This window comes from Streptomyces sp. NPDC032721, assembly GCF_055579625.1.
Window position 1 is genome coordinate 1,071,461 of the sequence record NZ_JBVIMX010000001.1, and the last position, 25,870, is coordinate 1,097,330.

Consider the following 25,870-nt stretch of genomic DNA (forward strand, 5'->3'; position numbering starts at 1 on the left):
GGTTTTTCAGTTCCCACTCCGGGAAACGGGGGCGGGGGTGACTCCGGGGCCCTGTCGCCACCCGGCGGGTCAACGGTGCGGCGTCACTTCGCCAGGAAGGCGAGGAGGGCGGTGTTGACCTCCTCGGCGTGGGTCCACAGCAGACCGTGCGGGGCGCCCTCGATCTCCACGTAGTCGGCGGAGGGGAGCGCCTTGTGGAAGGGGCGCGCGGTGCCCTCGGCGGGGAGGATGCGGTCGGCGGTGCCGTGCAGGATCAGGGCCGGCACGTCGATGGCGGGGATGTCGGCGCGGAAGTCGGTGTACCAGGTCGCCGGGGCGGCGGACGCGGCGAAGGAGCCACCGCGGGCCGCGGTGTCCCAGCTGTTGCGGACGGCCTCCTCGCTGATGCGGGTGCCCAGGTTCTCGTCGAGGTTGTAGAAGTCGTTGAAGAAGGCCGTGTAGTAGGCGTATCGGTCGGCCTTGACGGCGGCGACGACGCCGTCGAAGAACTCCTGCGGGGCGACGCCGTCCGGGTTGTCGTCGGTCTTGAGCAGGCAGGGCTCCAGCGAGGCCAGGAAGGCGACCTTGGCGACGCGGCCGGAGCCGTACGTGGAGACGTAGCGGGCGACCTCGCCGGTGCCCATGGAGAAGCCGACGAGGACGGCGTCGTTCAGGTCGAGGGTCTCCATCACGGTGTTCAGGTCGGCGGCGAAGGTGTCGTAGTCGTAACCGGTGGTCGGCTGCGAGGACTGCCCGAAGCCGCGGCGGTCGTACGTGATGACGCGGTGGCCTGCGTCGAGCAGCGCGGCCCTCTGGCGCTCCCAGGAGTGGCCGTCGAGCGGGAAGCCGTGGATGAGGACGACGGGCTGCCCCGCTCCCTGGTCCTCGAAGTACAGCTCGACGGGGTTGGTGTTCTCCTGGCCCACGGTGATGTACGGCATGGGATGTTCCCTCGGTTCGGGTCGGCTGATCCGCGCATCGAAGCGGCGCGGTACGCCCGTCACGCTAGGAGCGGTCGCGCACCTCCTGTTGCCGTACCGCGCACCGCACCTTGCACGGGGGCGCAGAGGTCGCTCAGTCGCCGGTGGCCGTTGCGGCGTCGTCCTGCGCGAGGACGATCCGGGCCAGGTGGACGCGCGAGCGCACCCCGAGCTTGCGGAAGATCGACGACAGATGGGTGTTGACCGTGTGCGGGGAGACGACGAGGACCTCCGCAGCCGACCGGTTGGAGTGACCCGCCGCGATCAGCCGGGCCACCTTGCGTTCCGAGGCGGTGAGCGCGTCCCAGCCCTGGTCGGCGCGTGGCCGCAAGCGTCCGGTGCGCCGGCCGGGGCGGCTGGTGGCCCGTTCCGGATCGGCCCGGACCCGGTCGGCCGCCGCGTCGGCCCCGGCCCGGGCGTAGATGTCGTACGCCCTGGTCAGGGCGGGTGCCGCGGCGGCGGCGTCGCCCGAGGTCAGCAGCGCGTGCCCGAGGTCGGCAAACGCGGCGGCGAGGGGCAGCGGCCGGGGGCCGGTGAGGAGGACGCGGACCGCCTGCTCCAGGAGTCCGAGGTCGCCGTTCACCAGGGCGGACGCGTGTGCCGCCGTCCCCTGGGCGGTCGGCACGGCGGGGTTGCGGGTGGCGTGTTCGGCGGCCTGCGCCGCGAGGTCACCGGCCAGCTTCCGGTCCCCGCCGCGCAGGGCGATCCGCACGGCCTGAACGACATGGGGGCGCAGCAGCCGCCACCGGAGGAAGGGGTGGTCGCGCTGCACGGACCGGACGAGTCGGGCCGCGGCCGCGTGGTCGCCGTCGGCGTCGGCGACGACCGCCTCGAAGTACTGGTGTGCGGCGTGGTTGCCCGTGTTCGGCCGGTCTGCCATGGTCGCCCGCACCACGTCCAGGTGTTCTCGGGCGGCTTCGCGGTCGCCGCGCAGCAACGCGAGGAGGCCGCGGTTGACGCGCATGTTGACCAGGTTGCCGGGCACGTGGAGGTCCGCTTCGAGCCGCTCGGCGGTGACGAAGGCGGCGTCGGCGTCGTCGAGCCGGCCGAGCCCCATGCTGAAGGTTCCCTGGGCCCAGAGCAGCATCGCGGGGCGCAGGGGGGCGTCGCCCGCCGTCAGGAGCAGTCGCCGTACGGAGTCGAAGTCGTCCATGTGGATCAGTGCGACGGTCTCCTCGGGCAGGAAGGCCGTGTCGAACACGCTCAGGGCCGTGTGGTGTTCGAGGGCGGCCGCGCAGTCGCCCGCGTTGAGGGCGATCTCGCCGAGTCCCCATAGGGCGAGGACGCGCGCCTCCCGGTCGCCGGCCAGCTCCGCCTGGGCGAGCGCCCGTTCGCCGGTCTCGCGGGCGGCCGCGAGGTCGCGCCCGCGGGACTGGGCGAGGGCCTGCCGAGCGGTGAGCCTGGCTCGGATCACCGGGTCGGTGACGGCTGCCAGCGCCGTCGTCGAGCGGCGGGTCAGCTCGTGGACGTCGTCGAGGTGCCACAGCGCGTCGCCGAGTACGGACTGCAGACGGGCGAAGACGTCCAGGGGCGGCTGCCGGGCGAGCAGCGCGTCGCCGGTGTGCCGGGCCTGCGTGTAGCGGCCCGCGCGGGTCAGCGCGGCGATGGCCCGTTCTCCCACGTCGTACGCCATGGGCGCACGGGGCGGTACGAGTTCCAGGGCGCGTACGGCCAGGTCGGCGGCGAGGTCGGGCAGCACGGCGCTCACGTCCGCGGCGGCCGTGCCGAGCAGCCCGATCGCCTCCATGTCGCCGGGTTCGGCGCTCTTCAGCAGGTGCGGGACCGCGTCGAGGGGGCTCCGGCCCGCCGCGACGAGCCTGCTCGCGGCCTCCCTGTGCAGCGCCCGGCGCACGGAGGGGGCGAGGTCGGCGTACACCGCCTGGCGGAGCAGGTCGTGGCGGAACAGGAGGCGTTCGCCGTCGTCGTGAAGGACGGCGGCGGCGATCGCCTCGTCCACTTCGGCGCTGAGCGCGGAGGCGGGCCGGCCGCACAGGGCGGCGGCGTCGGTGAGCGAGAACGCGCGGCCGAGGACCGAGCCGATCCGCAGGAAGTGCACGGTGTCCGGCCGCAGGCCGGCCAGTCGGCCGCGTACGCCGAGGACCAGCCGCTCGGGCGGTTCCGGTCCGTCGGCGCCCGACGCCGCGAGGCCCGCGAGCAGTTCGGCCGCGAGGAAGGGGTTGCCGCCCGCCCCGTCGAGGAGCTCCCCGGCCCGCGCCGGCACGTCCCCGCCGAGGACGTCGCGGGCCAGCTCGGCCAGGGCCGTGGCGGACAGCGGCCGCAGCGGGAGGGTGGTCGTCCGCGGCCCCTGTCCGTACAGTTCCGGGTCCTCCCGGCCCGTGAGCAGCCACAGGACCGGGGAGCTGAGCAGCCGTGCCGGCATCACGCCGAGGGCGAAGCGGCTCACCGGGTCGGCCCATTGGACGTCGTCGACGGCGATCAGTACAGGCGCGCCCGCCGAGCGTTCCTCGATCAGCTGGGCCAGCCGTTCGACGAGCCAGATGCGCTGGTCGTGGTGGCCGGCGAGGTCTGCGAAGTCCGTACGGGCCAGCAGCGGCGGGTCGCCGTGCAGGAGGCCCGAGGCCAGTGAGGCGAGGGGTGCCAGCTCGTGCAGCTCCTCGGCTCGTCCGTGGCTGACGAGGAATCCGTGGTCCCGGGCCAGCGAGACGGTCTCCTGGAGCAGCGCGGTCTTCCCGATCCCGGGCTCGCCCAGGAGCAGCGCGATCGCTCCTCCCTCGCCGTCGCGCACCGCCTCGATGAGGGCGCGCAGCCGCTCCAGCTCGGCTTCGCGGCCGCGCAGTCCGGGCCGGCTCAGCCCTGTTTCCGCGGCTCGTGCCACGGGCCGGTCGTGACTCATCCCTTGACCGATCCGGCGAGCAGTCCCCCTGCGAAGTGCCGCCGGAGGGAGAAGAAGACGAGCAGCGGGACGAACGCCGCCACGAAGGCTCCGGCGGTGAGCCGCTGCCACTCGTTGCCGTACGTCCCGGCCATGCTCGCGAGTCTGACCGTCATCGGCGCGGTCTCGGCCGTTCCGCCGGACAGGGTCAGTGCCACGAGGAGGTCGTTCCACACCCAGATGAACTGGATGACGGCGAAGCCGGCCAGGGCCGGGCGGGTCAGCGGCAGCACGATCCGGAGCAGCAGCGTGCCGTGCGACGCGCCGTCGACGCGGGCGGCCTCGATCAGCTCCCGGGGCAGCCCTGCCAGGGAGTTGTGCAGGAGGAACACCGCGAACGGCAGCGCGAAGACCGTGTGGGCGAACCAGACCTGGCCAAACCGCGCGGGTCCGGTGAGATGCCACGCGGGCAGGAACAGCCAGCCCTGGGAGAAGAGCTTCAGGAGGGGGACGAGCGCCATCTGGAGTGGCACGACCTGGAGCGCGAAGATGCCGACGACGAGCGCGTCCCGCCCCCTGAAGTCGATCCAGGCCAGGGCGTAGGCCGCGAAGAAGGCCAGGCCGAGTGGGAACAGCACCGAGGGGATCGCGATGACGACGGAGTTGACGAAGTGTTCGGCGAGCCGCCCCGACCCGTTCCCGCCGCCGGACAGCACCTCGCCGTAGTTGTCGAGCGTGAGGTGCGGCGTACCGAGGACGGTCCACCAGCCCGTCGTCTTGATCTCTTCCTCGGGGCGGAACGAGGAGAGCAGGAGACCGAGCGTCGGTGTCGTCCAGAGAACGGCGATCACCAGGGCGACGAGTGTGAAGGCGCGGGAGGCCAGACGCTCCCGGACGCCGTTCATCCCGTCCTCCGCCGGGCCCGGACCTGGTGGGCGACGAAGGGGGTGACGAGGAGGAAGAGGAGCACGGCGAGCGCGGCGCCGCGGCCCGTCTCGCCGTAGCGGAAGGCCTGGTCGTACATCTCGTGGGCGAGGACGCCCGTGTCGAACTGCCCGCCGGTCATGGTCCTGACGATGTCGAAGGCCTTGAAGGTGCCGATCGCCTGGGCGAGGAGCACGACGAGCAGCGTCGGCCTGACCGACGGCATGGTGATCCGCCGGAAGATCTGCCGGGGGGACGCGCCGTCGAGCAGAGCGGCCTCGGTCAGTTCCGGGGGTACGGCTCTGATCGCGCCGGTCAGCAGGACGGCCGCGAAGCCCGCCTGGGACCACACCATCACTCCGAGGAGGAGCAGGACGTTCCAGGGGGAGTCCACGAGCCACTGCCTCGGTTCGCCGCCGAACGCGACGACAAGCTGGTTCAGCAGTCCGATCTGCCCGGCCTCCGCGGGGCGGTAGGCGTAGACGAACTTCCAGACGACTCCCGCGCCGACGAAGGAGATCGCCATCGGCATCAGGACGAGGGACAGCGCGAGCGCCCTGAACCGCGACCGTGCGACGGCCGCCGCGTAGAGCAGACCGACCGCGGTCGACGCCAGTGGCACGAGCACCACCAACGCCAGGGTGTTGCGCAGCGCCACCAGCGCCCGGTGGTCCGTGAACATCCACACGTAGTTGTCGAAGCCGGCCCAGGTGTCTCCCCCGCTGTCGGTGAACGACAGCACCAGGGTGCGCAGTCCGGGCAGGAGGAGGCCGACCGTGAGCAGCAGCAGCGCGGGGGCCAGCAGGATCAGGGCCGCCGCTCTCCTCCGTACCGGCCCTCGGTGCAGCGCGAGCAGGACCAGAGCGGCCACCGCCGCGAAGGCGGCGACGCCCTGGAGCAGGTACAGCAGTTTGGGCTGCTGGGCGGCGACGTCGAACGGCATCAGTGGCCCGGCCAGGACCGTTCGATGGAATCGGCGACCTGGCGGGTGTGCGCGCCGCCGGTCCAGTCGACGGCCCCCTTCCAGAACGTCCCGGCACCGACCGACGCCGGCATCAGGTCCGAACCGTCGAACCTGAACTGTGTTTTGGGGTCCTGGAGCAGCTGGATCGAGAGCCTGTCGACCGCGGTGGCGCCGTTCGCCGGGTCCACGCCCCTGTTCGCCGAGACGAACGGGCCCTTCTTCATGCGTGCGTTCGCGAAGTCCGCGGAGGCCAGGTACTCCTGGAAGGCACGCACTTCGGGACGGTCGGCGAACGTCGCGGTGAACACTCCACCGCCCAGTACGGGCCGGCCGGCCGGGTCGTCTCCCGGCAGGAGGAAGGCGTGGACGTCCTTGTCCGGTCCGATCTGGGTGCCCTTCGGCCACAGGTCGGCGTAGAACGAGGCCTGACGGTGCATCGCACAGTCGCCGGAGAGGATCGGGGCGCCGGCCTCCTGGAAGGAGATCGACGCCATCGACCGTGCCGGACCGAAGCCACCGTTGGCGTAGCGGTCGTTCTTGAGGATGGACCCCACGGTGTCCATGGCCCTGATCACCCGCGGGTCGTTGAACGGGATCCTGTGGGTGACCCACTGGTCGTAGACGTCCGTGCCCTGCTGGCGCAGCAGGACGTCCTCGATCCAGTCCGTCACGGGCCAGCCGGTCGCCTCGGCGGACTCGATGCCCGCGCACCACGGCTTGACGCCCGACGCCGCGACCTTCTCCGTCACGGCCATCAGCTCGGACCACGTGCGGGGAACGTTCAGTGCCCTGTCGCGGAAGAACTTCGGGGAGTACCAGACGAACGACTTGACGTTCGCGACCAGCGGCGTGCCGTAGAGGGTGCCGTTCACGGTCGCGTAGCTGTTCCAGTCGGCCGACCAGCCCTGCTTCGCGAGGGCCGCGACCTGGGCGCTCGCGGGCTTGAGTTTCCCGGCCCGCGCGAAGCGTTCCAGGAGCCCGGGCTGCGGGAAGAACGCCACGTCAGGCGCACTGCCGCCGTCGACCCGGAGCTGGATCTGGGCCTCGAACTCACCGTCCCCCTCGTACTGGACGTCGATTCCCGTGCAGGACGCGAAGTCCGCCCAGGTCTCTTCGAAGAGGTCGGCCTCCCGGTCGCGGTTCTCCGCGTAGACGGTGACCTTGGTGCCGGGGTGGCTGCCGTACCGGGCGTACTGCCCGCAGTCCGCGGTGGCGCCGGGCTGCGAAGCGCGGTCCTGCGGGACACCGCATGCGGCGGTGAGGGCGGCGAGGGCGATGACGGCGAGCACGTGCCTCGCGCCGAACCTCATGTGTGTATCTCCTCCGATCGCCCGCCGAAGGGCTCTCGGGGGCGATCAGAAGCTACCAGCGCTCGAACAATATCGACTAATCGTTCGACTTTGAACGATCAGGTCAGCGGGCGGTGGACCGGACCGCGTCCTGGATCAGCTCCGCCACCGCCTTGGGCCGGGCAAGCATGACCAGGTGGGAGGAGTCGACCTCGACGGTGGTCATGCCCGCGCGCGCGTAACCGTAGCGCTCCACTTCGGGGTTGATCGTACGATCGGAGGCGGCGACCAGTCCCCACGAGGGCTTGGTCTTCCACGCGGCGACCGGCGCCGTCTCCGAGAAGGCCCGGGCGGCCAGGGGGCGCTGGGAGACGGCGAGCACCGCGGCGAGGCCGGGGTCGACGTCCGCGGCGAACAGAGCGGGGAACTTCTCGATCTCCACCGAGACGTCGGTGCCGGTCCCGGCGGAGCCGGCCACCGGGAACGGGGTGTGGACGAGCGCGTCGGCGAGACCGGAGTCGGGGAAGCGGCCCTGCAGCTCACCCAGGCTTTCGCCCTCCTCCAGCGCGTATCCCGCGAGGTACACCAGTGCGCGGACGTTGTCCTCCGCCCCGGCGAGGGTGATGACGGCGCCGCCGTAGGAGTGCCCGACGAGGATCACAGGGCCTTCGACGGCGCGGACCACCGAGGCGATGTACGCGGCGTCCTCGACGAGGCTGCGGTTGGGCACCGCCGGGGCCAGCACCTCCAGGCCGGCGGCGGTCAGTTCGGGGATGACGCGGGCGAAGCTGGAGGCGTCGGCGAAGGCGCCGTGGACCAGGACGACGGTGGGGCGGGCGTGTCGGGGCATGGGAGAACTCCTCGGTACATGACGGGGGATGAGGCTGAAGGTTGTTGCGCGGTGCTTCACAGACCGAAGCGGGCACGCCGCGCCTCGGGCACCAGATCGGCGAACCGGCCGTCGATCTGGGTGTGGATGAAGGCGATCTCGCCCTCCGAGAGGTGGTACTCGGCGAAGCCGCGGTCTCGGTACCGGCGTCGCCGGCGAGGACCTCATAGCGGGAGGCCCCGGGCGGGTGCGGTCAGAGAGTGCGGCGCACGCCCGCCTGGCGTTCCAGATTGCGGAGCTGGACAGTCAGGTCGCCTTCCACGGCGAGGTGCGCGGGGCCGCTGCGGCCGATGGGCAGGACCTGCTCGCTGCGCATGTCCTCAAGCATCAGGGCGAACGCCGTGTACATCGCGACGAGCGCCACCACGAGGCCGAGCGCACCGGACGTGCGGGTCAGCCATTCGGCACCGGTGATGCCCGCGAGGCCGGTGGCCGCCCAGCGGGGCAGGGAGACCGCGAGCACGAGCCACAGCGCGCGCTTGGGCCGGGTCACGGCGGTCATCAGGGCCCCGAAGCACAGGAGCGCCAGGTTGAACACGCCGAGGACCTGGAGGCCGTCGGCCGCGCCGCTGAGCATGACGAGCGCGTAGGGCAGCCAGCTCCCGGCGAACACCGCCATCAGCGTCGCCGCGATCACGTCACGGGCGCCGAAGGCCAGGACACTCACCAGGAGTTGGAGGACGAAGGCCGGCAGCACGGTGAAGGCGACGGCGTCGCGGGCCGCCTCGTCGAAGAGCCCGAGCTGCAGGCAGCCCGTCATCACGGAAGCGATGGCTATCGTGAAGAAGCCGAGCGGCATGGGTGAGGCGATGGGGCGCAGATTGATCCGGGTCATCGACCGGAGGTCCGGCTCGAAACGGCGCTCCGGGGGAACGTCCGGCAGGGTCGCCGGGGCGTCGCCACCCTCGGCGGCGGGTGAAGCTGGGGTCATCGGGTGGATCTCTCTTTCAGTGCTCTTGAGTGCTCTTGAGTGCTCTTCAGCGCTCTTCAGTGCTCGAAGCAGTGGTCGACGAAGGACGGTGTCGTCCCGGGAGCGGAGCCGCGCGCGACGCGCCAGCGGCGGTGCTGCTCGGACTCCGCGACGGCCTGGGCCACGAGCGACGCCTGGTGGGCGCCCCCCTGGCCCCCCTGGCCCCCCTGGCCCTCCCGGCGCGCCTGGTATCCGCCGAAGTGGGCCACCGGGCTCCACTCGGGGGTCACCGGCAAGACCGTCTCGTCGAGACCCTCGTACTCCGCGGTCGCCCAGACGATCCGGCCGCCGACGACGGTGAGGACGGACTCGATGTCGGGGATGACCTCCTCGGGCACGGTCAGGAAGTCGTCGGAGAGGACCGCGAGGTCGCCGTACGAGCCTTCTCGCAGGGTTCCCTTGACGTCCTGCTCGCCGGTGAGCCGGGCGCCGCCCCGGGTGTAGAGGCCGAGGGCGGTCTCCCGGTCGATCAGGTTCCCGGCCGGGTAGAGCGCCGTACCGCCGACGGTTCTGCCGGTGACCAGCCAGTGGAGCGCGACCCAGGGGTTGTACGAGGAGACACGGGTGGCGTCGGTTCCGGCCGCGACGGTCAGGCCCCGGTCGAGCATGGCCCGTACCGGAGGGGTGTGGGCGGCGGCCTCGGCGCCGTAACGGCCGATGAACGCCGTGCCCTGGAAGGACATCCGGTTCTGGATCGAGACGGCGCCACCGAGGGCGGCGATCCGGTCGAGGCTGTCGGCCGAGACGGTCTCCGCGTGGTCGAAGAGCCAGCGGTTGCCGGCGGGGAAGAGCCCTTCCGCGGCGAGCTTCTCGAAGACGGCCAGGTCGCGGCGGATCGTCTCGTCGTACGTCGCGTGGAGCCGGAAGCCCCAGCCGTTGTCGAGGAGGAGCCGGACCGCGCTCTCGAATTCGGTCTCGTAGCCCCCGGCGAGCTCGGGACGGGGTTCGGAGAAGTTCTCGAAGTCGGCGGCGGCCCAGGTGAGGTTCTCACCCGCGCCGTTCAGCCGGAGCCACTCGTCCCCGTCCCCGGGCTTGACCATCTCGGTCCAGCGCTTCAGGTCGGCGAGTTCCTGCCCGGCCGTCTGCGGGAACAGGTGGTAGGCGATGCGCAGGGTCAGCTCCCCCGACCTGGCGAGGTCGACGACCGTGGCGTAGTTGTCGGGGAAGTTCTGGAACCCGCCGGCGGCATCGACCGCGGACGTCAGTCCGAACCGATTGAGCTCGCGCAGGAAGTGTCGCGTCGACGTCCGCTTGTCGGCCTCGTCGAGAGCCGGTGCCTTGGCCAGGGTCGAGTAGAGGATGAGAGCGCTCGGCGCGGCGAGGAGAACACCGTTGGGTTCTCCGTCCCGGCCCCGTACGATCTGCCCGCCGCGCGGATCGGGGGTGTCGCGGTGGAATCCGGCAGCCTGTACCGCGGCCCGGTTCATCAGCGCCGACTGGTACAGGTGCAGGACGAAGACCGGGGTGTCGGGGGCGGCGGCGTTCAGCTCGGCGACGGTCGGCATCCTGCGCTCGGCGAACTGCTCGGCGGTCCAGCCGCCCACCACCCGGATCCACTGCCCCTTCGGGGTGCGGCCGGCCTGCTCGCGCAGCATCGCGAGGGCGTGCCGGAGGCTTCGTACGCCGTCCCAGCGCAGCTCCAGGACGTAGTTCAGGCCGCCCCGGATGACATGCAGGTGCGAGTCGTTCAGGCCGGGGATCACCCGGCGGCCCAGGGCGTCGACGACCCTCGTCCCCGGCCCGACGAGGTGGGCGAGGTCGTGGTCGTCGCCGAGGGCCGCGACCCGGCCGTCGCGGATGGCGACGGCACGTGCCTCGGGTCGGTCCGGGTCACCGGTGAAGACCTTGGCGTTGCGGACGAGGAGGTCGGCGTGGTCGTGTTCCCCGCGCGGGGCGGGGACGAGGCCCGCCACCGGCATGCTCGTCGACGGCCCGGTCATGCGAGAGCCTTGCGCAGGGTGTCGGTGGCGACGCCGATGGCGAGTTCCGCGCCCCGCGTGCCGCGCAGCGCGTTCAGCATGACGAAGTCGTGGATGACCCCCTGGACGCGCAGGGCGGTGACGGAGACTCCGGCGGCGCGGAGCTTGGCCGCGTATGCCTCGCCCTCGTCGCGCAGGACGTCGGCCTCGGCGGTGATGACCAGGGCCGGAGGCAGGCCGGTGAGCTGCTCGGTGGAGGCGCGCAGCGGGGAAGCGGTGATCTGGGAGCGCTCGGCCTCGTCGGTCGTGTACTGGTCCCAGAACCACTTCATGGCGTCGCGGCGCAGGAAGTAGCCCTCACCGAACTGGTGGTACGAGCCGGTGTCGAAGCTCGCGTCCGTGACCGGGTAGAAGAGGACCTGCTGGAGGAGAGTCACGTCGCCGCGCTGCTTGGCCATGAGGGTGAGGGCGGCGGTCATGTTGCCGCCGACGGAGTCGCCGGCGACGGCGATCCGGGTGCCGTCGAGGTCCTTGTGGTGTCCCTCCCGGGTGACCCACTGGGCGACGCTGTAGTTCTGCTCGATGGCGACGGGGTAGCGGGCCTCGGGCGACAGGTCGTACTCGGGGAGGACCACGGCCGCCCGGGTGCCGACGGCCAGTTCGCGGACGAGCCGGTCGTGGGTGTGGGCGTTGCCGAACACCCAGCCGGCGCCGTGGATGTAGAGGATGACGGGGAGCGGGCCGGTGGCACCGCGCGGGCGGACGATCCGGGCGCGGACGTCGCCGGTCGGACCGCCCTGGACGGTGATCCACTCCTCGTCGGCGTCGGGCAGGGGGACGCCCTCACCGCTCTGGACGTCGTCCACGGCCTTGCGGCCTTCGGCGACGGGGATCTGGTGGAGGAACGGCGGCTGGGCGGTGGCGTCGGCGAATGCCTGCGCACCGGGTTCGAGGACCGGACGGTTCTTCATGAGGGGTTTCCTTCGGAGGCGGTACGAAACGGGCGGCCGGAGCGTCAGCGGGCCGCCCGCGCGGCGGCGAGGATCACGCGGGTGACCACGGCCGGGCGGGAGACGGCCACCGCGTGGGACGCGTCCACTTCGGTGATCTGCGAGCCTGCGCGCCGGGCCATCCACCGTTCGGCGGCCGGCGGGATGTTCTTGTCGGCGGTGGCGATCAGCGCCCAGGACGGGATCGTCTTCCAGGCCGCTCCCGCGGCCTTCTCCTCCAGCGCGGCGGTGGCGACCGGGCGCTGGGTGGCGGCCATGACGGCCGCGTCCGCGGCGGGGACGTCGGCGGCGAACTGCTGGTGGAACTTGGCCTGTTCGATGACGAGTTCGGTGCCGGTGCCACCGCCGGGCAGCGGGTAGGACCGCGGGTTCACGGTGTCGCCGAGGGTGGAGCCGGGGAACCTGGCGGCGAGCTCGGCCGCGCTCTCGCCCTTGTCCGGGGTGAACGCGGCGATGTAGACGAGGGCCTTCACCCGGCTGTTGCCCACCGCGGCGCCACTGATGACGGCGCCGCCGTAGGAGTGGCCAACCAGGACGACGGGGCCGTCGACGGCGGCCAGCACGCTGCGCAGGTAGGCGGTGTCCGCGGCGAGACCGCGCAGTTGGTTGGCGGGGGCCAGGACGGGGTGGCCGGCGCGCTGCAGCCGCCTGATCGTGCCGCTCCAGCCGGAGGCGTCCGCGAACGCTCCGTGGACCAGGACGATCGTGGGCTTGGGGCCGTGCCGGTCGGTACGGTCGGTACGGTCGGTACCCGCAACGCCCGTACCGCTAGCGGGTGCCGCGCCGACCAGGGCGGCGAGCGTCACGGGCAGGGCGAGGGCGAGGGCGACGGCGCGCCTTGTGGGTCGCATGAGGGGGTCCTTGTCGGGTGATGAAGCGTTCAGACGTGCTCGGCCTCGACGACGAAGGCGGTCGGCCCCGGCCGGACCGCCACCGACCCCGACGACGTCGTACGTGTCCATCAGCCGCGCACCAGTGGGGTGTCGACCAGGTGCTCGGCCAGGAACCACACCTGCGCCTCGCCGGTACGGATGACGTCCGAGACGAGAAGGTCGGCGCTGCCCTCGTCGCCCTCCCCGGAGAGCCGGGCGGCGGCGTCCCGGGCATCGGTCAGGATCCGCTCGTGCGCGTCGAGAAGCCGCGACAGCATGACGGGAACCGGTTCGACGCCGTCCGGCGGACGGGGGATCGCCGTCAGCTCCGCCACGTGGCGAGGGTCCCCGACGGCGACGCCGCCGAAGCTCTGGACCCGCTCGGCCAGCGCGTCCACGATGGCCAGTTGGGCCTCCGCGTGCTTGTCCAGCATCAGGTGGAGCGAGTAAAAGGTCGCCCCGCGCATGAGCCAGTGGTGCTTCTTGTAGAGGGAATACAGGATCTGCGTGTCGGCGAGGACCCTGTTCAGCCGCTGGCACGCGTACATGCGGGTGTCGTGGCCGAGGCCGATCGGCAACTGCTTGAGCGTGCCGAACGCCTGGGTCTCGGCGCCCTTCTGGTGCAGCAGCGGCTGGCCGCCGCCGTGCGGGGTCGTGAGGGTGTTCATCGGGTGCTCCTGTGCGGGAGGAAGGTGTGAAAGGGTCCGGCCGCCCGGTCGGGGGTACGGGGGCGGCCGGACCCGGTCTGTGCGCTCGCGCTGAGCGTTCAGCGCGAGCCGGGGGCGGCGGCGTGCGGCGCCGCCGAGGGCTGCCGGTGCAGGACGAGCCGGGTGAGGAGTCCGCTGCCGAGACCGGTCACGAGCGCGAGGGCGGCCCCCCACAGCGGGTAGGGCGTGAGGCCGAGGGCCGCGTCGAGGGACCAGGCCCCAGGGCCGGTGGCGGCGAGGGCGGCGGCGGTGCCGATGAGGACGAGCGGGTACTCGTAGCCGTCGTTCTGCACCCAGAGCCCGTGGCGCCATTTCACGGTGAGCGCGACCGTCATCACCCCGATGGCGCCGGTCGCGGCGAGCGGGGTCAGGAACCCGGCGGCGAGCAGCAGGCCCGATCCGATCTGACCGCAGCCCGCCGCCAGGGCGGTGACGACGCCGCCGCGGAAACCGTCGGCGCGGAACTCCTGCGTGCCGCCTTCCAGTCCCTTGCCGCCCAGGTGCGAACTGATCTTCTGCACGCCATGTCCGGCGACGAGCAGTCCCACCAGCAAACGCAGGATCAGAATGCCGGTGTCCACGGGGGTCAGCCCGCCGCGTGCGCGCCGATGACGCTCTGCGCGTACACGACACCCAGGCCGTACGCGCCCGCGTGGGCCTTGACGATCTCCATGACCGCCCCGTACGTCTCCTGGCGCGCCCAGTCGCGCTGCAGCTCCAGGAGGACCTGTACCCAGGTCACCGGGACGGCGCCGGCGGCGATCATGCGCTGCACGGCGTGCTCGTGGGCGGCCGGGCTGACGCCGCCGGAGGCGTCGGTCACGACGTACACCTCGTACCCCTGCTCCAGCGCCGAAAGCGCGGGCAGCACCAGGCAGACCTCGGTCCACAGGCCGGAGAGGATGATCTTCTTGCGCCCGGTCGCTTTGACCGCCGCCACGAGCGCCTCGTCCTCCCAGGCGTTCATGCTCGTACGGTCGATGGCCTCGTGCTTGGGGAAGACCTCGGCGAGCTGGGGCAGCAGGGGCCCGGAGAACGAGTCGGCGGCGACCGTGGTCAGGACGGCCGGCACGTCGAACGCCTGGGCTGCCTTGGCGAGACCCACGGTGCTGTTGATGATCGCGGAACGGTCACCGCTGCCGGTGCCGAAGAACATCTGCGGCTGGTGGTCCACGAAGAGCATGACCGCGTTGTCGGGCGTGAGCAGGTCCTCGCTCGGGGCGGCCTGCACCTTGTTGATGTCGAACATGAGGGGGTCCTTTCGAAGCCTTCGGCAGCGTGCCCACCGCGTCTGCGGCTCGGCACCTCTTCAAGCTATGAGCGACCCGACCGGCCGCGTTGACCTCCTGCGCCCAGGACTTGGCACGACAGCGCACAGCGGGGGACCCGGCGCTGCACACCGCGAGGTTTCGGCAACCCGGCCGCAGCCAGGCGGATAAGGCGACGTCCGAAGGCCGGTACAGCCGGTCGAACCTCTCCGGGTCGCGCCACCGCAGGTCGGGCCGCCAGTGCCTCCCGTACGACGTCGTGGGGGAAGACTCCCTCGGCGCAGTCGTCGACGTACGACTGCTCCCTCGGTCGTCAGACGGGCCTGGGAACAGCCTTGGAGGACGAGGCGGTGCCGCGGGCCCGGGAGATGTCCCAGGGTCTGTCCCCCGGCCGACGAACGCGCTGCCCTTGCCGAGCCACATCACGACGGCCCCTCTTCGCCCGGCAACCCTAACGAAGGCATGCCGCCCCGCCGCCTGCGACGCCGCTGCCGGGTCAGCGTCCGACGCGATGCCCGCCTTCCGCCGCGATGACGTGCGCGCCTTCGGCGGCGAAGCGCCGGGTGGCGGCCTCGCCCATGCCGGCGGATGCCCCGGTGATCAGGATGACCTTGTCCTCCAGCCGACGAGCCTGGATCGCGAGGGGTGCGGGGTGGTGGTTGGGGTGGGACGTCATGTCAGGTGCTCCTGGGATCGAAGAGTGTTGAGGGGTACGGAAAGGGGCAGGGCTGCCAGGAGGTGCGCCGCCCGGCCCGGCCGACGGCGGACTGCGGTGCTCAGGGCATGCCCGTGGGCGGGGCGCAGCGAGAGGACAGGGATCGGGGGGCGCCCTGGAAGCCGTGGACCAGCGTCATCCGGTGGTGATCCAGCGCGTCGAGGCGCTCGCGTACCGTGCTGTCGTCGGCCAGGGACAGTTCGGGTACGGCATCGACCTGCCCGGACTCACCGCTGACCTGGTGGACGGCAGCCGGCTGGTGTCCGGGCGCTCTGCCCCGTTCGTCTGGGTCATGGTGATGCTCCTTGCCGAAGCGACCGCCGTTCGCGGTTGCTGCGACACCACCGTGCCCCCGGACCGGTGCAGGCACGAGAGACCGCTTCTGCCTAGGACTGGCAGGGCGACGCTGATCCGTCCGGTCCGGGGGACCATGGAGGCATGGATCGAAGAGAACTCGCACGGTGCCTGCGCGACTGGCGCGACCGCCTAGGCCCCGCGAGCGTCGGACTCTCCACGGGCCGTCTGCGGCGCGCGCCCGGCCTCCGGCGCGAAGAGGTGGCGCACCTTGCCGGACTCTCCGTCGACTACCTCGCCCGTCTTGAGCAAGGACGCGCCGGAAACCCCTCTCCCTCCGTACTGGAAGCCCTGGCCCGGGCGTTGCGCCTGTCGGACGACGAGAACGCCCATCTGTTCCGACTGGCCGGCCATGCGGATCCCCGCGCCACCGGCCTCAACAGGCACCTGACGCCCTCAGTTCAGCGGATACTCGACCGCCTCGCCGGAACGCCGGTCATGGTCCTGGACGCCGCCTGGCACCTCGTCGCCGCCAACCCGCTGCTCACGGCCCTGCTCGACGACCTCTCCGACGAACCGGCGCGTGAGCGCCATCTCCTGTGGCGGCACTTCACCGGCGCCCCGTCCCGGGTGGTGGCCACGCCCGAGGAGGACGCGGCCTTCGAGACCGCTGCTGTCGCGGACCTCCGCGCCGCGGTCGGCCGGCATCCGGACGACGAGCGGCTCCGCACGCTCATCACCGACCTCCGCGGGGTGAGCCCTCGCTTCGACCACCTCTGGCAGCACGGCTCCGTCTCCCGGCACACGGCGACCCGTAAGACGATCCTTCACCCGCAGGTCGGGCCGATGACCTTGGACTGTGACGTCCTCACGGTGGAGGGCAGTGATCTGCGGATCGTGGTGTACACCGCCGAACCGGGTTCGTCCGACGCCCGCACGCTGGCCCTGCTCGACACCATCGGCACCGAGACGTTCACACCGGCCACCTCCTGACACAGAAGCGCCGCTGCAGCGCGGCCGGCCCACTGCCGTACAGCTCCTCGACGAGGCTCTGCACCGACATCAGCGGGCGAGCCCGGCGCGAGTGGCTACGGACGCGCGCCGGCGAGGGGTGGCGTGATTCCGCGCCCGTCAGTGAATGCGCCCGATCACCCGGGCCGCATCTGAGCAATCTGCAAGAGCCCGCAGGTCAGTCGTCCTTCTTCACCGGCTCCAGGATCGCCACGCACTCCACGTGGTGCGTCATCGGAAACATGTACGGCCGGGCACCAGGAGAAAAACTGCAGGTCAGAAGGGGTTAGATGCCTGCCGTAGCGCCTTTACCGGCCTCGCGAGCGTCAAATGAGCGTCACGGCACAGAAGGGCTGCCGATCACAGCTGAGGCCCCGTTCACGCCCGCCCGTTCTGAAGCCTCGCGATTACGCAGGCTCGCACCACCTGTGCTCATTCAGGGTAGCGCGCCGGACCAGCCGCACGGCCGGCGAGTCTCCGCAACCAGAGTTCGCAATCATGCGCAAATGCGCCTGCGCCCTGCCTTCCCGACAGGGCGCAGAAACGTTCATGCTGCTATGACCAGAGGTGCCTCCATGCTCTCCCAGGCACCGAGCACGGCCTTGTGAGAGTCGGGCTGCAAGTGGGCGTATCGCTGCGTGGTCTGGAAGCTCTCGTGGCCGAGCAGGTGCTGGACCTCGTAGAGGGAGACGCCCTTCTGCACAAGCCACGAGGCGCACGTGTGACGCATGGAGTGCGGAGGATATTGAGAGACCAACTGTTGGTCGCCATCCTCATCGAAGTAGTGCGCGCCGCCAACCGCAGGCCACCATGCCTGGCGCCGCCAGTTCCCGTCGTCGAGAAGGCGGCCCGCCCTTCCCTTGGTGATGGTCGTGAACACGACGGCGTCTCTGTCGAGACGATGGATGTGCCGCTCCAACGCCTCCAAGACATGTGGGGGCAGGGGAACTTCGCGACGACTCCGAGAACTCTTCGGATACTCCTTGATGCCGCTCTTTGTGTTGACCTCCACAACGAACAGTCGAGAGCGCCGTCGGTCGATGCGGTGATGATGGAGGCCGGAGAGCTCACCCCACCGGAGTCCGGTGTACAGGCCAACCAGACACATTGTGCGCCACGCAGGATCCAGCGCGTCCAGAATGCTCTGCGCCTCATCCAGCGTGAACCACTCCGGCGGCTTCTGCGCAATCGTGGGCAAGTCGATTCCACGACAAGGTGTAACCGGGATTATCTCGTCGTCGACGGCGGCACCCATGATGGAGGACACCAGGTTGTACGACCGCTTGATGGCTGAGGCACCTACCCCTTTCCCCATCAAGGAACGGATCCAACTCTGCACATCCATGCGACTAACCGCACGCATCTCCCACTCACCCCAGTGGGGAAGTACGTGGTTCTTGAGGCAGGATGCGTCTCCCCTCAGGGTATGCGGCTCGACAACTCGGGCCTCCCACCACCTGTCATGCCATTCGCGGAACGCAACTTTGCCGGCCGTGGGATCGAGCATGCCTCGGCGGGCGATCTGAGTCTCCTGGTCCAAACCCCAGGCACGTGCCTGAGCCTTCAGCGGAAATGTCTCACTGAATCGCCTACCGGCTCGGCTACGAACCGTTGCCTGCCACTTACCGGTTTTCAGCTTACGTAGGTACAGCCCAACTCCCAATTGCAGTAGATAAGTCCCACTTGGGACGGTTTAGCGCAGGCCACTCATCCCAGTGACCGAACGGGCAGCGATGAAAGCGTCAAGGTCCGCAACGGGAACTCGGATACGCGACCGGCCAGCCCCGGTACGCAGATCGACAACGGATAGGTCGCCCGCAGCAATAAAGCGATAGACGGTGCGACGGTCTACGTCCAGGGCAGCAGCAACGGCGGGAACGGATAGCAGGCGACGCGACATGGGTGAGTCCCTTGACAGTGAACGGAGTGGGTCCTGGAGCGTTCGCGACAGCTCCACCGCCAAGTTCGGCCGCTCACGAACAGCTTCAAGGGTCTGCGGGATCGCCGGTTTGGCTAACCGGCGATCCGGCGCTATATTTCCGCCGCATCGCCCGCTGGCCTGCAGCTGGGAGGGGCCGCCTATGGCGCCAGTCGGTACACCGCCAGGTCCGTCGCCGCTGACCGGTCAACCTCCAGGAGCCCGCCCTCGCACAACTTCCGGAGCCTCTCCGCAACTACCCGCTCCGGCCTACCGATGGCTTCCACAAGGGGGCGAATGGGCGTTCCCGGATTCTTGCCAAAATGAACCAAGATCGCCCGGTCTAGGTAATACCCGCGCTGGACTAGGTCCTCTCCGAACAGCCCGGCCGCACATACGCACAGACATATCGCTGAAGAGAGCGCGCCCAAGTTCGATTGCGCCTGCGCAGTCCACGCGTTGAGCGCACCCAGCGCAAAGAGAACCGGGGCAGTGAACCGAGCTGAGCGGAACATAGATTCTGACAGATTGGCCTCCCAAGCACCTATCCCGTGAGACCACACCGTCTAGGGTTCTTCCGGGGTGTCGTACGTTGACATAGCGCCAGAGAGAGTTCCAGTCTTTTCTGGATCTTTCCCGTCTGCCGTGAGCGATATCCAAATGCAGCGCCACGCAGTTGATGGCCCACCCTTGCAACTGGTGGGCCATAGTTAGGGATTTCGCCCTGCTGAGATATGGCGAGTCAGGACCGCAGGTACGTCTGCTGCCAGTCGATGGAGGACATCGTGAGCGCGTCCTGCGCGAGAGCCCGATCCGAGGGTGTCTTCAGGCTGGCGAGGCTGGTGGCGATCCAGTTCGGTACGTTCCCGCAGCCCTGCTTGCGGTATCGACCGCCTGAAGAGGGCATTCGAGCTTGTCGGCGTCGTGGGCGACGACGACTTCGAAGCTGGTGCCGTTCTTGTACTCGGCCACGATGCCGTGGACGCCGACGGCGACCGCCGGGTGGGCGGCGGAGACCTGATCGGCGGTGACCACCTCGTTGGAGGCGGCGGTGAGGTAGCGGCGGGAAATGTAGGGGATGTCGCTGGCCCTGGTCTCCTGGGTGTCGTGGAAGAGGCACATGAGTGGATCGGGCAGCGCCTCCGCGCCCACTGGGGCCTCCCCGCCAGACGGTGCCCGGGCCGGCGCTGGACGCTGCGGCCCGCGACCGCGCCTTCCGCGGGTTCGACGGGGCGATCGAAGTAGCCCACGTCTCGACCCGCGCGAGCTAGTGCTGTGACCGGGAAGGTTTACCGGGTCGACGGGGTCCAGCCAGCGGGAAGCATGTAGTGCCAGCCCGGGCGCCAGGCGGGCCGCCGACGGTGGTGATACGTCCGCAAGGCGGCGGGCTGCGGCGGGCGGGTGACCGTGAGGCCCTGGCGGCGATCACCTTCGTGGCCACGTCGGGCTGCACCTGGCGGCAGCTCCCGCCGGTGTTCGGCCCGGCCTGGCCTACGGTTTATCGGCGCTTCGCCCGGAACGCCCGGCACTCGATCCGACGGCCACCCGCCTCGGCTTTCTGTGCCATCGCCCGGACCACCCACACCAACATCCCGGCTCAGCCAACGGAGGCCACCACAACCGCTATGCGGACCGCGCCCGTTCCAGGTTCGCCCGCACCACCGCCATCAATGAATGGCTCGGGCTCAGCACCCGCTTGCAGTCCGCCAGGGTCCGTTCGTACAGCGGGATCGCCCTCTCCAGATCCCCTGCCGACTCGTACGCGTACGCCAGGTTATTCCGCGAGGTCAACGTGTCGGGGTGGTCACCACCCAAGACCCGCTCCCGCTCCGCCAGGGAACGTTCGTACAGCGGGATCGCCCTCCCCAGGTCCCCCGCCGAGTCGTACGCGCCCGCGAGGTTATTCCGCGAGGTCAACGTGTCGGGGTGGTCGTCGCCCAAGACCCGCTCCCGCTCCGCCAAGGTCCGTTCGGTCAGCGGGATCGCCCTCCCCAGGTCCCCCGCCGTCCAGTACGCGTACGCCAGGTTGCTCCGCGAGGTCAACGTGTCGGGGTGGTCGTCGCCCAAGACCCGCTTGTAGTCCGCCAGGGTCCGTTCGTGCATCGGGATCGCCCTCCCGAGGTCCCCCGCCGCCCGGTACGCGCCCCCGAGGTTGCTCCGCGAGGTCAACGTGTCGGGGTGGTCGTCGCCCAAGACCCGCTTGTACTCCGCCAGGGTCCGTTCGTACAGCGGGATCGCCCTCCCCAGGTCGCCCGCCGCCCCGTAGGCGTACGCCAGGTTGTTCCGCGAGGTCAACGTGTCGGGGTGGTCGTCGCCCAAGACCCGCTTGTAGTCCGCCAGGGTCCGTTCGTGCAGCGGGATCGCCCTCCCCAGGTCCCCCGCCGCCCGGTACGCGTACGCCAGGTTGCTCCGCGAGGTCAACGTGTCGGGGTGGTCGTCGCCCAAGACCCGCTCCCGCTCCACCAAGGTCCGCTCGTACAGCGGGATCGCCCTCCCCAGGTCCCCCGCCGACTCGTACGCTCCCGCGAGGTTGTTCCGCGAGGTCAACGTGTCGGGGTGGTCGTCGCCCAAGACCCGCTCCCGCTCCACCAAGGTCCGTTCGTACAGCGGGATCGCCCTCCCCAGGTCCCCTGCCGACTCGTACGCGTACGCCAGGTTATTCCGCGAGGTCAACGTGTCGGGGTGGTCACCACCGAAGACCCGCTCCCGCTCCACCAGGGAACGTTCGTACAGCGGGATCGCCCTCCCCAGGTCCCCCGCCGACTCGTACGCGCCCGCGAGGTTATTCCGCGAGGTCAACGTGTCGGGGTGGTCGTCGCCCAAGACCCGCTTGCAGTCCGCCAGGGTCCGTTCGTACAGCGGGATCGCCCTCCCCAGGCCCCCCGCCGCCCCGTACGCGTACGCCAGGTTGTTCCGCGAGGACAACGTATAGGGGTGGTTGCCGCCCAGGATCCGCTCGTGGGCGGTGAGGGCGCGTTGGAAGGCGTGGATGGCGGGAGCGAGTGCTCCCTGTCCGATCTGGTAGGTGGCGGCGCTGTTGAGGGCGTGGGCGGTGTGGGTGGTGTCGTGGTCGGGGGCGTGGTGGCGGGTGAGGGCGTCGGTGTGTGGGAGGAGGGCCTGGCATTGGGGCCAGGTCTCGGGCTGGTTGGTGTCGGTGGGGAAGGCGTGCGCGAGGAGTGTGGCGGCCTGGTCGCGGGCTTGGCCGACGGCTTCAGGTCGGCGGTGGGGGTCCCCTGGGTCGGGTGTGCGGGCGAGGGCCTGGAGGAGGCGGTGGATGGTCAGGGTGCCGTCGTGATTGTCGGTGATCATGCTGTAGGCAGTGAGCCGGCCGATCGCCTCGGCGAGCTGGGGTGGTCCGGCAAGATTGTGGAGCAGGGAGCGGGGGATGTTGTCCGGGGCGTACCAGGCCATGATCCGCAGGAGGTCGCCGGTGAGTGGGGTATCGGCCAGCTGGTTCAGGGTGAGGTGCCAGATCCGGGCGATGGTGCGTTCGGAGTCGCCTCCCGTGGTTCCGGCGGCGAAGATGGTGGCGGGCCACCGGGCCAGCATGTCCAGGTAGTCGCGGGGGCTGGTGCCGGTCTCGGCGCAGTACGCGGCGGCCTGCTCCACGGCCAGGGCCAGATGTCCGAGTTCCTCGCACACGGCTGCGGCGCCGTCGGTGTCGCAGCGGCCCTGGTGGGTGAGGATGCGGGTGAACAGGTCGACGGCTTCGGCCGGGTCGAACACGCCGAGGCAGATCGTGGCGGCCTGGTGGTGCCAGCCGGTCGCGCGGCGGCTGGTGACCAGGACCCGGCCGCCCGGAATGCGGTCCAGGAGCGGGCGGATGTGTCGGGGGTCCTCGACGTTGTCCAGTACGAGCAGCCATCCGTCATGGTCGGCGAGCCAGGCCACTGCGCGTGCCGTCTGCATCTCGGCGGGCAGCCCGGCCAGCCCGGGCTGCAGGGCTCGTGCCAGCGCGGCCAGCCCCGCATCGACCGCGGCTTCGGTGTCGGCGGTAACCCTCCACCGCACCCTCTCGTGCCGGCGGGCCGCCCAGTGTGCGGCGAGCGCCGATTTGCCGACTCCACCCAGCCCGTGCACCGCGCGCACGAGGACCTCGCCGGGCCGGGCGAACGCTGTCTCCAGCGCCTCCAGCTCGTCGATGCGGCCGACGAACAGCCCGGTTCCGATGTTCGACACCCCGCCCGCCGCAGCGTTGTCGGGGATCGGCGAGTACGCCTCTGATGGCAGCGCGTACTCGGCGTGGACGGCTACGGGGTTGATGAGGTCGCGCCCGGCGGCATTGGACCCCGACCTTGCAGAGACGCCCGCCACCGTGGTGGGGATATCGGCTTCGACAGGCCGCTTGCGGCGGCGCCAGGTGCTCACCGGCCGCGGTGTGCGCGCGGATCGTTCATGTCCTGGCCCGCCGCGTTCGACCCGCCCGATGCAGACACCCCCGGCCTCGGAGTGGAGGGCGGCGCGGAGCGCGCCCCGGTGTCACGAGCCTGGGGGTTGCGCATGTCGCGGCCCGCCGCGTTTGACCCGCTGTCCGATTGGACCGTCGCCGATGTTGACGAGGCGCGCAGCAACGCCGCCACCGACACCCAGGCCGCCGCGACTCCTGCCACCGCTCCCACCACACTGCCCGCCGCCGCGGCCGTGTTGAGATCGGCGGCCAAAAGCACCACGACCAACCCCACTGTCGCCGCGACACCCACGACTGCCAGGGCCACCAGACATGCCTTACGCCAGCTCGCCATGCCCCATGGTCGCCCCGGAGGCATGATCAAATCTGCCCTTCTGCAATACGGAGCGCCTTCGGGCCCTCAACCCCCACCACTGATCACCGTCGGTCGGCTGTAGCCGGGGGCGCGCAGGCTGGTGACTTCGACGAGCGCCTCCGTCGAGGTGTGGAAGTTCTCCGGCTTCTTGCGCCGCGGCTTCGCCATTCTTTGCTCCAGGCGCCGTGCCAGTGGACCGTACCGCGCGATCCGCGCCGGAGAACGAATCTTCCGCGCGGTGTGAGTTCACGCTGAGCCCCTCAGTCGCCTCTTAGCTATGGAGAGTCCGCGTCCGGCGGGCTCGTGAGCACAGGGGGCGCAGATGGACCCGCTAGTCACTGCGGCACTCATGGCTGCTTCGGGCTTGGGGCTGCATCTGATCGCTGCAGTGAACCAGTACCTGCGACTACGGTGGCAGGAACGTCAGGAGCATGCTCGTCGTCAGACCATGGAAGCACTTGCCCGATCTCTTCCCAGGGGAAGCCAGCTGGAAGAGGTCTCCAGCGACGGCAGCACGCTACGCCTGACGATCGCGCAGCAACCCGTCCTACCGGGGGAACACAGGTGAGCGAGCAGGAGCCGCTGGGGGCAGATACCTCCGCACACTTATCTCCCTGGTCGCCGTCCAGCCCCGACGGACCTCAGAATCCGCCCTGTACCACACGGCCAGCACAGGACGAGTTCCCCGTGTTCTACCGGCGGTTCCTACCCACGCTGGTCGCCTTCTTGATGTGGCAGGGCGCTCCCGGCGACGTCGCAGCTGATCTCGCCCAGGAAACAATGATCAAGGCGTACAACAAGTGGCAGGACATCAGGTCCCCGCAGGCGTGGACACGCAGAGTCGCTTCCAGGGATCTGGTGCGCTATTTCAGCCGGGTCGAGGAGCAGCCCGTCGAACAGGTACCCGACACGGCGGCCTCGCTGGTACCTCGCCCGGATGAGCTGGCTGAATGGGAGTGCGAGCACGAGCTGTTGAGCCTGTTGAAACTGCTACCTCCTCGTCAGCGTCAGGTCCTGGCCTGGAGTACGACGGGTTACTCCCCGTCCGAGATCGCCGAGGAACTGGGGCTGACCCCCGAAACCGTGCGCGGGAATCTGAGAAAAGCCCGCCTCAGTGTCGAGTCGCACCTGACGGCTAGGGAGGAGGACTCATGACCGACACCCCAGCACCCGAACCTGAGGAAGAAGCGTTCGCCCAGTGGCTCGCCGCGCAACACAAGGCCTTCACTGACGGCCTCGTACCCTTCCTGGACATGGAGGCTGGCCTGCGCGAGGTGGAGATCTATGCCCGCCACAATGAGCTAGTCCACGGACTCGGACAAGTGCTGGACGTAGAGGCGGGGCTGGCTGCGATCCTGTCGCCCGTTCCCCTAGCTGACAACGCGGGCAGCGACGTCCCAGACGTCGTGCGGCAACGGCTAAAACGAGCAATCGAAGCGCTCCCGCCCAAGACACGGCTGACTCTCCGCCAGCATCCCATCGTCATGGGGTGCATCTTCGGAGGCGTTCTGGCACAAGTCGTAGAGCTCCTCGTCGACTTCGACCGCGCCCGTGCCCTCGACGTCGGTCGCGACCTCGTCCGCGCCCGCGCCCGCGCAGACGACCTCTCCCCCGACTTCCCTCGTTTCCGCGGGCGCATCGGCGTCCTCGCCCGCGCACTCGACCTCAACCGTGCCAGCGATCTCGTCCCCCCTCTCTCCTTCACCCGTGACCTCGCCCGCGCACTCGAATTCGATCTCGAACGCCACTTCGCCCACACGCTCAGCCTCATCCACGACCTCTCCCCCGACCATGACCTCGCCCAGACCCGCGACCTCGCCCGCGCCCGCGACCATGCCCACGACCTCGCCCGTGCTCTTGAACGCGCCCAAGCCCATCGCACCACCCGCGACCAAAAGCACGAGCTTTCCAACGCCCGCACCCTCGCCCGCGCCCTCGACCACTGCCTGAATCAGGCCGCGGTCCGCGGCCTGGGATTGGTGGGAGCACAAGGGCTCTCTGGAGCACTGCTGGACGGCGCATTGGATGACTTCACACGGACCGACTTGCGCCATCTCGACCTTACCGAGATCAAGTTGGTAGGCGTGCGCTGGTCATCGGACACCCGCTGGCCCCCAACAACCGACAGCGAATGGCTCAGGAGTAGGTCGGAGGAGGAGCCGCCAGGCTCGGGCATTTTCAAGGTACGGCCAGGACCCGGGACGGCAGAAGTGCAGGACAGCTCCATCTTTCCGTCCCGGTGAATACCAGATGACCCAGATCCCGAGCGGACAACAAGATCGAGAGTGGGATCCGCGAGCGCGGCGATGACGAGCGCTCGCGGCTCCTGCGCCGTCATCAAGTTCCGTTGTCCGGTCATAGACCCTGTAGCAGTACGAATTCACCTCCCAGCGCAAGCCAACTCGTAATCCTGTGCAACCAACTCGCCTTCTACATGGCCCAGTTCAGAGAAGGCTCTCGCGGTGCGCAGCAGCCGCACATCCAATCGCTCACATCGCTACCGAGGCCGAGATCTTCCGCTGCTGCCTGACCAAGTGGTACGGCCGCCGGCGCGCGCACGGCGAG

The 25,870-nt window shown here is 70.1% G+C and carries 25 protein-coding genes and 1 pseudogene; 5 read left to right on the plus strand and 21 right to left on the minus strand.

Going from position 1 to position 25,870, the window contains the following annotated elements; all coding sequences use genetic code 11:
* Positions 1-83: 83 nt before the first annotated feature.
* From ACZ5PB_RS04480 to ACZ5PB_RS04545, 14 genes are all read right to left on the minus strand, one after another.
* Positions 84-920, minus strand: coding sequence for an alpha/beta fold hydrolase (locus ACZ5PB_RS04480; RefSeq protein WP_468687685.1), 837 nt, complete (start codon positions 918-920; stop codon positions 84-86).
* A gap of 133 nt (positions 921-1,053) precedes the next feature.
* On the minus strand, positions 1,054-3,813 hold the full coding sequence (locus tag ACZ5PB_RS04485) for a helix-turn-helix transcriptional regulator (RefSeq protein ID WP_468687686.1): 2,760 nt from the start codon (positions 3,811-3,813) through the stop codon (positions 1,054-1,056).
* Positions 3,810-4,697 carry a carbohydrate ABC transporter permease gene (locus ACZ5PB_RS04490; protein ID WP_468687688.1) on the minus strand — a complete coding sequence of 296 codons (888 nt, stop codon included), beginning with the start codon at positions 4,695-4,697 and terminating at the stop codon, positions 3,810-3,812. Before ACZ5PB_RS04490 ends, ACZ5PB_RS04485 begins: the two co-directional genes overlap by 4 nt.
* Positions 4,694-5,659 (minus strand): carbohydrate ABC transporter permease, encoded by a 966-nt coding sequence (locus ACZ5PB_RS04495; RefSeq protein ID WP_468687689.1) that lies wholly within the window; start codon positions 5,657-5,659, stop codon positions 4,694-4,696. The genes ACZ5PB_RS04490 and ACZ5PB_RS04495 overlap by 4 nt, the downstream gene beginning before the upstream one ends.
* Positions 5,659-6,990 (minus strand): ABC transporter substrate-binding protein, encoded by a 1,332-nt coding sequence (locus ACZ5PB_RS04500; protein WP_468687691.1) that lies wholly within the window; start codon positions 6,988-6,990, stop codon positions 5,659-5,661. The genes ACZ5PB_RS04495 and ACZ5PB_RS04500 overlap by 1 nt, the downstream gene beginning before the upstream one ends.
* A 103-nt stretch (positions 6,991-7,093) precedes the next feature.
* Positions 7,094-7,819, minus strand: coding sequence for an alpha/beta fold hydrolase (locus ACZ5PB_RS04505; RefSeq protein WP_468687693.1), 726 nt, complete (start codon positions 7,817-7,819; stop codon positions 7,094-7,096).
* Positions 7,820-8,051: 232 nt separating this feature from the next.
* The gene (locus ACZ5PB_RS04510) at positions 8,052-8,789 is read right to left on the minus strand and encodes a GPR1/FUN34/YaaH family transporter (protein WP_468687695.1); all 738 of its coding nucleotides are present in this window, start codon (positions 8,787-8,789) and stop codon (positions 8,052-8,054) included.
* A 56-nt stretch (positions 8,790-8,845) separates the two neighbouring features.
* A complete protein-coding gene (locus tag ACZ5PB_RS04515; RefSeq protein WP_468687697.1) occupies positions 8,846-10,768 on the minus strand; it encodes an amidohydrolase in 1,923 nt (640 codons plus the stop codon).
* Positions 10,765-11,718: an alpha/beta hydrolase gene (locus ACZ5PB_RS04520; protein ID WP_468687698.1), complete on the minus strand. Its 954-nt coding sequence runs from the start codon at positions 11,716-11,718 to the stop codon at positions 10,765-10,767. Before ACZ5PB_RS04520 ends, ACZ5PB_RS04515 begins: the two co-directional genes overlap by 4 nt.
* Positions 11,719-11,762: 44 nt before the next feature.
* A complete protein-coding gene (locus tag ACZ5PB_RS04525) occupies positions 11,763-12,608 on the minus strand; it encodes an alpha/beta fold hydrolase (protein WP_468687700.1) in 846 nt (281 codons plus the stop codon).
* 110 nt (positions 12,609-12,718) lie between these two features.
* On the minus strand, positions 12,719-13,297 hold the full coding sequence (locus ACZ5PB_RS04530; protein ID WP_468687701.1) for a Dps family protein: 579 nt from the start codon (positions 13,295-13,297) through the stop codon (positions 12,719-12,721).
* 98 nt (positions 13,298-13,395) lie between these two features.
* A complete protein-coding gene (locus tag ACZ5PB_RS04535) occupies positions 13,396-13,917 on the minus strand; it encodes a DoxX family protein (protein ID WP_468687702.1) in 522 nt (173 codons plus the stop codon).
* Positions 13,918-13,922: 5 nt separating this feature from the next.
* Positions 13,923-14,585 carry a hydrolase gene (locus tag ACZ5PB_RS04540; RefSeq protein WP_468687703.1) on the minus strand — a complete coding sequence of 221 codons (663 nt, stop codon included), beginning with the start codon at positions 14,583-14,585 and terminating at the stop codon, positions 13,923-13,925.
* A gap of 515 nt (positions 14,586-15,100) precedes the next feature.
* On the minus strand, positions 15,101-15,280 hold the full coding sequence (locus ACZ5PB_RS04545) for an SDR family NAD(P)-dependent oxidoreductase (protein WP_468687704.1): 180 nt from the start codon (positions 15,278-15,280) through the stop codon (positions 15,101-15,103).
* Between the two features lie 163 nt (positions 15,281-15,443).
* Between ACZ5PB_RS04545 and ACZ5PB_RS04550 the strand changes: the two genes are divergently transcribed.
* Positions 15,444-15,809, plus strand: coding sequence for a hypothetical protein (locus ACZ5PB_RS04550; protein ID WP_468687705.1), 366 nt, complete (start codon positions 15,444-15,446; stop codon positions 15,807-15,809).
* Positions 15,758-16,606: a helix-turn-helix transcriptional regulator gene (locus ACZ5PB_RS04555; RefSeq protein WP_468687708.1), complete on the plus strand. Its 849-nt coding sequence runs from the start codon at positions 15,758-15,760 to the stop codon at positions 16,604-16,606. The genes ACZ5PB_RS04550 and ACZ5PB_RS04555 overlap by 52 nt, the downstream gene beginning before the upstream one ends.
* 565 nt (positions 16,607-17,171) lie before the next feature.
* Here ACZ5PB_RS04555 and ACZ5PB_RS04560 read toward each other — a convergent pair.
* The 4 genes from ACZ5PB_RS04560 to ACZ5PB_RS04575 all read right to left on the minus strand — a co-directional run bounded on the left by ACZ5PB_RS04560 (position 17,172) and on the right by ACZ5PB_RS04575 (position 19,694).
* The gene (locus ACZ5PB_RS04560) at positions 17,172-18,131 is read right to left on the minus strand and encodes a tyrosine-type recombinase/integrase (protein ID WP_468687710.1); all 960 of its coding nucleotides are present in this window, start codon (positions 18,129-18,131) and stop codon (positions 17,172-17,174) included.
* Positions 18,132-18,317: 186 nt separating this feature from the next.
* Entirely contained in the window at positions 18,318-18,524 is a 207-nt protein-coding gene (locus ACZ5PB_RS04565) for a helix-turn-helix domain-containing protein (protein ID WP_468687713.1), read from the minus strand.
* Between the two features lie 179 nt (positions 18,525-18,703).
* A complete protein-coding gene (locus ACZ5PB_RS04570) occupies positions 18,704-19,057 on the minus strand; it encodes a winged helix-turn-helix domain-containing protein (RefSeq protein ID WP_468687715.1) in 354 nt (117 codons plus the stop codon).
* Positions 19,058-19,367: 310 nt separating this feature from the next.
* Entirely contained in the window at positions 19,368-19,694 is a 327-nt protein-coding gene (locus ACZ5PB_RS04575) for an HD domain-containing protein (protein ID WP_468687717.1), read from the minus strand.
* A gap of 203 nt (positions 19,695-19,897) precedes the next feature.
* Between ACZ5PB_RS04575 and ACZ5PB_RS04580 the strand changes: the two are divergent.
* A pseudogene (locus ACZ5PB_RS04580) lies at positions 19,898-20,056 on the plus strand (transposase); the annotation flags it as partial.
* A 109-nt stretch (positions 20,057-20,165) separates the two neighbouring features.
* Here ACZ5PB_RS04580 and ACZ5PB_RS04585 read toward each other — a convergent pair.
* From ACZ5PB_RS04585 to ACZ5PB_RS04595, 3 genes are all read right to left on the minus strand, one after another.
* Positions 20,166-22,910, minus strand: coding sequence for a tetratricopeptide repeat protein (locus ACZ5PB_RS04585; protein WP_468687719.1), 2,745 nt, complete (start codon positions 22,908-22,910; stop codon positions 20,166-20,168).
* Positions 22,907-23,284, minus strand: coding sequence for a hypothetical protein (locus ACZ5PB_RS04590; RefSeq protein WP_468687721.1), 378 nt, complete (start codon positions 23,282-23,284; stop codon positions 22,907-22,909). The genes ACZ5PB_RS04585 and ACZ5PB_RS04590 overlap by 4 nt, the downstream gene beginning before the upstream one ends.
* 66 nt (positions 23,285-23,350) lie before the next feature.
* Positions 23,351-23,473, minus strand: coding sequence for a hypothetical protein (locus ACZ5PB_RS04595; protein WP_468687723.1), 123 nt, complete (start codon positions 23,471-23,473; stop codon positions 23,351-23,353).
* Between the two features lie 396 nt (positions 23,474-23,869).
* On the opposite strand from ACZ5PB_RS04595, the gene ACZ5PB_RS04600 reads away from it, so the two are divergent.
* Both ACZ5PB_RS04600 and ACZ5PB_RS04605 read left to right on the plus strand, forming a co-directional pair.
* Positions 23,870-24,460 (plus strand): RNA polymerase sigma factor, encoded by a 591-nt coding sequence (locus tag ACZ5PB_RS04600; RefSeq protein WP_468687724.1) that lies wholly within the window; start codon positions 23,870-23,872, stop codon positions 24,458-24,460.
* Entirely contained in the window at positions 24,457-25,548 is a 1,092-nt protein-coding gene (locus ACZ5PB_RS04605) for a hypothetical protein (RefSeq protein WP_468687727.1), read from the plus strand. Before ACZ5PB_RS04600 ends, ACZ5PB_RS04605 begins: the two co-directional genes overlap by 4 nt.
* Positions 25,549-25,870: the final 322 nt, after the last annotated feature.

Bases quoted from the DNA above. Each gene is read 5' to 3' on its own strand.
- ACZ5PB_RS04540 (WP_468687703.1), bottom strand. From the start codon at position 14,585: ATGTTCGACATCAACAAGGTGCAGGCCGCCCCGAGCGAGGACCTGCTC.
- ACZ5PB_RS04480 (WP_468687685.1), bottom strand. From the start codon at position 920: ATGCCGTACATCACCGTGGGCCAGGAGAACACCAACCCCGTCGAGCTG.
- ACZ5PB_RS04505 (WP_468687693.1), bottom strand. From the start codon at position 7,819: ATGCCCCGACACGCCCGCCCCACCGTCGTCCTGGTCCACGGCGCCTTC.
- ACZ5PB_RS04570 (WP_468687715.1), bottom strand. From the start codon at position 19,057: ATGTTCCGCTCAGCTCGGTTCACTGCCCCGGTTCTCTTTGCGCTGGGT.
- ACZ5PB_RS04530 (WP_468687701.1), bottom strand. From the start codon at position 13,297: ATGAACACCCTCACGACCCCGCACGGCGGCGGCCAGCCGCTGCTGCAC.
- ACZ5PB_RS04545 (WP_468687704.1), bottom strand. From the start codon at position 15,280: ATGACGTCCCACCCCAACCACCACCCCGCACCCCTCGCGATCCAGGCT.
- ACZ5PB_RS04560 (WP_468687710.1), bottom strand. From the start codon at position 18,131: ATGCTCGATCCCACGGCCGGCAAAGTTGCGTTCCGCGAATGGCATGAC.
- ACZ5PB_RS04510 (WP_468687695.1), bottom strand. From the start codon at position 8,789: ATGACCCCAGCTTCACCCGCCGCCGAGGGTGGCGACGCCCCGGCGACC.
- ACZ5PB_RS04515 (WP_468687697.1), bottom strand. From the start codon at position 10,768: ATGACCGGGCCGTCGACGAGCATGCCGGTGGCGGGCCTCGTCCCCGCC.
- ACZ5PB_RS04520 (WP_468687698.1), bottom strand. From the start codon at position 11,718: ATGAAGAACCGTCCGGTCCTCGAACCCGGTGCGCAGGCATTCGCCGAC.
- ACZ5PB_RS04525 (WP_468687700.1), bottom strand. From the start codon at position 12,608: ATGCGACCCACAAGGCGCGCCGTCGCCCTCGCCCTCGCCCTGCCCGTG.
- ACZ5PB_RS04500 (WP_468687691.1), bottom strand. From the start codon at position 6,990: ATGAGGTTCGGCGCGAGGCACGTGCTCGCCGTCATCGCCCTCGCCGCC.
- ACZ5PB_RS04490 (WP_468687688.1), bottom strand. From the start codon at position 4,697: ATGAACGGCGTCCGGGAGCGTCTGGCCTCCCGCGCCTTCACACTCGTC.
- ACZ5PB_RS04555 (WP_468687708.1), top strand. From the start codon at position 15,758: ATGGATCGAAGAGAACTCGCACGGTGCCTGCGCGACTGGCGCGACCGC.
- ACZ5PB_RS04565 (WP_468687713.1), bottom strand. From the start codon at position 18,524: ATGTCGCGTCGCCTGCTATCCGTTCCCGCCGTTGCTGCTGCCCTGGAC.
- ACZ5PB_RS04595 (WP_468687723.1), bottom strand. From the start codon at position 23,473: ATGGCGAAGCCGCGGCGCAAGAAGCCGGAGAACTTCCACACCTCGACG.
- ACZ5PB_RS04485 (WP_468687686.1), bottom strand. From the start codon at position 3,813: ATGAGTCACGACCGGCCCGTGGCACGAGCCGCGGAAACAGGGCTGAGC.
- ACZ5PB_RS04495 (WP_468687689.1), bottom strand. From the start codon at position 5,659: ATGCCGTTCGACGTCGCCGCCCAGCAGCCCAAACTGCTGTACCTGCTC.
- ACZ5PB_RS04605 (WP_468687727.1), top strand. From the start codon at position 24,457: ATGACCGACACCCCAGCACCCGAACCTGAGGAAGAAGCGTTCGCCCAG.
- ACZ5PB_RS04590 (WP_468687721.1), bottom strand. From the start codon at position 23,284: ATGGCGAGCTGGCGTAAGGCATGTCTGGTGGCCCTGGCAGTCGTGGGT.